Annotated in this window: 5 protein-coding genes; 4 read left to right on the top strand and 1 reads right to left on the bottom strand. The window is 71.1% G+C overall.

Annotated features, from left to right (window positions below; translation table 11 throughout):
* Nucleotides 1–115 precede the first annotated feature (115 nt).
* On the top strand, nucleotides 116–1,042 hold the full coding sequence (locus FV222_RS19405) for a hypothetical protein (protein ID WP_147762728.1): 927 nt from the start codon (nucleotides 116–118) through the stop codon (nucleotides 1,040–1,042).
* 92 nt (nucleotides 1,043–1,134) lie between these two features.
* On the opposite strand, the gene FV222_RS19400 is transcribed toward FV222_RS19405, so the two are convergent.
* Nucleotides 1,135–1,362, bottom strand: coding sequence for a hypothetical protein (locus FV222_RS19400; RefSeq protein ID WP_147753788.1), 228 nt, complete (start codon nucleotides 1,360–1,362; stop codon nucleotides 1,135–1,137).
* A 192-nt stretch (nucleotides 1,363–1,554) separates the two neighbouring features.
* On the opposite strand from FV222_RS19400, the gene FV222_RS19395 reads away from it, so the two are divergent.
* From FV222_RS19395 to FV222_RS19385, 3 genes are all read left to right on the top strand, one after another.
* Nucleotides 1,555–2,532, top strand: a complete 978-nt coding sequence (locus FV222_RS19395) for a glutathione S-transferase family protein (protein ID WP_147762729.1) — start codon at nucleotides 1,555–1,557, stop codon at nucleotides 2,530–2,532.
* A 69-nt stretch (nucleotides 2,533–2,601) separates the two neighbouring features.
* Nucleotides 2,602–3,084: a hypothetical protein gene (locus FV222_RS19390; protein ID WP_147753790.1), complete on the top strand. Its 483-nt coding sequence runs from the start codon at nucleotides 2,602–2,604 to the stop codon at nucleotides 3,082–3,084.
* A gap of 229 nt (nucleotides 3,085–3,313) precedes the next feature.
* A partial coding sequence (locus FV222_RS19385) for a tetratricopeptide repeat protein (RefSeq protein WP_147815423.1) occupies nucleotides 3,314–3,958 on the top strand: 645 nt, incomplete at its 3' end.

The following is a 3,958-nucleotide window of genomic DNA, read 5'->3' as shown; positions in this document are numbered from 1 at the left end:
CGCGAGGGCCGGTGGCGGCGCGAGGGTCTGGGCGGTCTCCATGGTTTGCGAACGCCGCGGCCCCTGCGCCGGCTCCTGACTTCCGCCGGGCGCGGCCTGCGGCTAAAGCACCGCCATGGCCTCGCAGCGTTCTCCCGTCCCCCCCGTCCGGGAAACCGTCCACGAGGGGCGCGACGGCTGGCTGTTCCTGATCGGCGGCAGCAACGACGTCATGGAGCGCTACCGCGGCACCTTGCGCCAATGGTGGACCCTGCGCGGCTGGACCCGGCTGATGACAGCGCGCGCCGCCCGCGCCGCCCGCCTCGGCATCCGCTGCGTCCAGTTCATCGTGCCCGAGAAGCTCTCGGTCTACGACCACATGACGATCGACCTGCCCTACGACCCGTCGCGCGCCTCGACCCGGCGGCTCGCCCGCAAGCTCGCGGGACAGGCCGCCTACCTCGACCTGCTCGGCCCCTTCCGCGCCGCCCGCGACGGGCCGGCGCCCCTCTACCTGAAGACCGACACGCATTGGTCGGCGGACGGGTGCCTGCTCGCCTACCGCGAGCTGATGCGTGCCCTCGCCGCGATCCCGCCGGCCGACATCGGTGCGCGTCCCGCCCTCGTCATGGATCGGGTGATGGACCTCGGCGCCAAGCTGCCGGGCCGGCCGGTCGAGCGGCTGGTGCGCCCGCAGATCCAGCGGGACGCGGTGCGCGTCGAGGCCGGCGCGCTGCTCGCGGCCTACGAGGCGGAGGGCCGCGAGCGCGACCTGCACACGGGGGCGCACGTGGTCTACCGCAACGACAACCCGGCCGCGGACCCGCGGCGCGTGGTGCTGTTCGGCGATTCCTACGCGCATTTCGCGCCCATGCTGCTCACGGGGCTGCTCGCCGAGAGCTTCGCCGAGGTGCACTTCGTGTGGTCGGCGAACCTCGATTGGGCCTACGTCGAGCGGGTGCGCCCCGACATCCTGCTGTTCGAGCTGGCCGAGCGCTTCCTCGCCCGCCTGCCGAGCGACGACTTCGACGTGGCCGCCGGGCGCAGGGTCGCGACGGTCTAAGCGAGTTTTGCAAAAGTGGCCGCCGGTTTTGCGTCAAAAACTTGCGACGGACCAAGGACCTGAGCAGGGTCGCGTTGCCGATGCGGCTCGGCTCAGGGCGTCGGCTGGACCAGGCTGGTCTCCGTCAGGGCGTCGTCGATTTGGAAGGCGCGGTACCCATCCGGCGTCGCGGCGATGCCGAACAGCAGGACGAGGATCGCGAGGATTCCAGCCAGGCCCAGCGTCACCCCGTCGGCCTGCCGCCGCAACCCGTGGATCGCGGCGCATCCGGCGGTGAACACGGCCGCCTCGGCGGCGGGAATCGCGAGGGCGAGCGACATCGATCCTCCATTCAGGCCATCTCGGCGCGGTCGCGCCGGGCGTCCCACGGCCCGGCCGCAACCGCCGAGCAAGATAGCCAAGCCAGACAACCAAGCAGGAAACGGGCTAGGTTTTGCACCGACCCTTCTTCCCTTCCGCGCAAGGCCGGCCCGAGGGGCGGGCGGACGCGCGCAGCACCGGAAACGCATCGCATGGGATTGCTCGTCGACGGCGCCTGGCAGGACCAATGGTACGACACCAAGTCGACGGGCGGCCGCTTCGAGCGCAAGGCCTCGGCGTTCCGCAACTGGGTCACGACCGACGGCGCGCCGGGCCCCTCGGGGGAGGGCGGATTCGCGGCCGAGCCGGGTCGCTACCACCTCTACGTCTCGCTCGCCTGCCCGTGGGCGCACCGCGCCCTCATCGTGCGAGCGCTGAAAGGCCTGGAGGACGCGATCTCCGTCTCCGTCGTCGATCCGCACATGGGCTCGGAGGGTTGGGTGTTCGGCGACAGCCCGGGCGCCACCCCCGATCCGATCCACCACGCGACGCGGCTCTACGAGGTCTACCGCGCCGCCGACCCGCACTATACCGGCCGCGTCACCGTGCCGGTGCTGTGGGACCGCAAGAAGCGGACGATCGTCTCGAACGAGTCGGCCGAGATCATCCGCATGTTCGATTCGGCCTTCGGCGGCACCGGGCCGGACCTCTGCCCGGACGACCTCCGCGCGGCGATCGATGCCGTGAACGCCCGGGTCTACGACCGGGTCAACAACGGCGTCTACAAGGCGGGCTTCGCCACCGAACAATCCGTCTACGAGGAGGCCTTCGCCGCGCTGTTCTCCGAGCTCGACGCCCTCGAAGCGCGCCTCGACGGCCAGCGCTATCTCTGCGGCGCGCGGCTGACCGAGGCCGACATCCGGCTGTTCACGACGCTGGTGCGGTTCGATGCGGTCTATGTCGGGCACTTCAAGTGCAACCGGCGGCGCATCGCCGACTACCCGAACCTGTCGAACTACCTGCGCGACCTCTACGCCCTGCCGGGCGTCGCCGGGACGGTGAACCTCGTCCACATCAAGCGGCACTATTACGAGAGCCACCCGACCATCAACCCGACGGGCATCGTGCCGGCGGGGCCGGACCTGGACTTCGCCGCGCCCAACGACAGGGCCCTGCGCTTCGGCGCGTGAAGCGCGAACTTGTGGCGCGAACTTGCAAACCGGACTCGACGGATGCGCGCGGCGCGTTAGATCGCTGCCATGACGATCGCACAGACGCTCCGCCGCCTCGCCCTCCTCGCCGCGCCCCTGGCGCTCGCCGGCCCCGCCTGGTCGCAGGCGGCGGTGCAGCTCGAGGGCACCTGCGAGAAGCTGGTGATCGAGGGCAAGGACGCCACCGCCGCCTGCAAGCCGACGCTCGGGAACGCCGCCGAGCGCCGCCGCACGACCTTCGACTTCACCACCACCGACGGTCGCACCCTGAGCTTCAGCGGCACCGGCGCGCAGCAGGAGCGCACGGAGGAGACCGATCCGCTCCAGCCGATCAACCTCGTCACCGCCGGCACGTCGAGCGACAAGGGAATCGTGCGCAATCCGACGCCGGCGGTCGGCGCCTGCACCTTCTCGACCCCGGCCCCGGGCAAGACCACCATCGCCTGCGAGGCTTCGGCGCCGGACGGGCGCACCTTCGCCGGCACCTTCGTGACGCAGGCGAAGGCCGCCTCGGGCGCCCCCGCGCAATAAGCCGCGCTTTTTCGAAGACGTCGGCCACTCCGCCTCCGGGAGATCGCTCCCGGGGGGGGCATGTCTCACGTCGCGACGCCGGCCAGACGAGGATGGCGGCAAGATCGCACCGGCGGCGACCTGGCGCACGGATTCCCTTGCGGACAGAGCGCGTTCCGCACTGGTCAGCCGGGCGCCTGAGTCCCATGTACCGCGTCAGGCGACACTTGGTTCCAAGGCCCGATACCGCATGCTGAACGACACGCTCGCGACGGACGCGCATCCCGGTGCGTCCGACCTAATCCGAGAGACCACCACGACCGGATTCCGGCAGGACGTGATCGCCGAGTCGGCGAACCGTCCCGTGCTGGTCCTGTTCTGGTCGCCCCGCGCCCCGTCGAGCAAGACGCTGCTGGCGGTGCTCGAAAAGTTCGTCCGCGTGGCCGCCGGCAAGGTCGTCCTCGTCAAGATGAACGTCGACGAGCATCCGGCGGTCTGGGGCCAGATCGGCCAGCAGCTCGGCCTGCAGGGCGTGCCCGCCGTGGTCGCCATCGACCAGGGCCGCCCGGTCGACATGTTCGAGGGCGCCCTGCCCGAGGCCCAGATCAAGACGTTCTTCGATCGTCTCGCCGGGCCGAGCGAGATCGACCAAGTGATGGCGGAAGCCGCGCAGGCGCTGGAGGAGGGCGACCTCGCCGGCGCCTCCGAGCTCTATGCCGCCGTGCTCGGGCAGCAGCCCGACAACGTCGCGGCACTCGCCGGCCTCGCCAAGATCCAGCTCGACGCGGGCGAGTTGGAGAACGCCAAGCAGGTGCTCGCGATGGTGCCGGAGGCCAAGGCCGCCGACCCGGGGCTCGCCGGCATCCGCGCCGCGATCGAGCTGGCCGAGCAGGCC

The sequence above is a fragment of the Methylobacterium sp. WL103 genome, assembly GCF_008039885.1.
Classification (GTDB): Bacteria; Pseudomonadota; Alphaproteobacteria; order Rhizobiales; family Beijerinckiaceae; genus Methylobacterium; species Methylobacterium cerastii.
Note: the sequence above shows the minus strand (reverse complement) of the source record. Positions and strands in the feature narration are given on the sequence as shown.

Coding starts and splice junctions, on each gene's coding strand:
- FV222_RS19405 (WP_147762728.1), top strand. CDS start 116: ATGGCCTCGCAGCGTTCTCCCGTCCCCCCCGTCCGGGAAACCGTCCAC.
- FV222_RS19400 (WP_147753788.1), bottom strand. CDS start 1,362: ATGTCGCTCGCCCTCGCGATTCCCGCCGCCGAGGCGGCCGTGTTCACC.
- FV222_RS19395 (WP_147762729.1), top strand. CDS start 1,555: ATGGGATTGCTCGTCGACGGCGCCTGGCAGGACCAATGGTACGACACC.
- FV222_RS19390 (WP_147753790.1), top strand. CDS start 2,602: ATGACGATCGCACAGACGCTCCGCCGCCTCGCCCTCCTCGCCGCGCCC.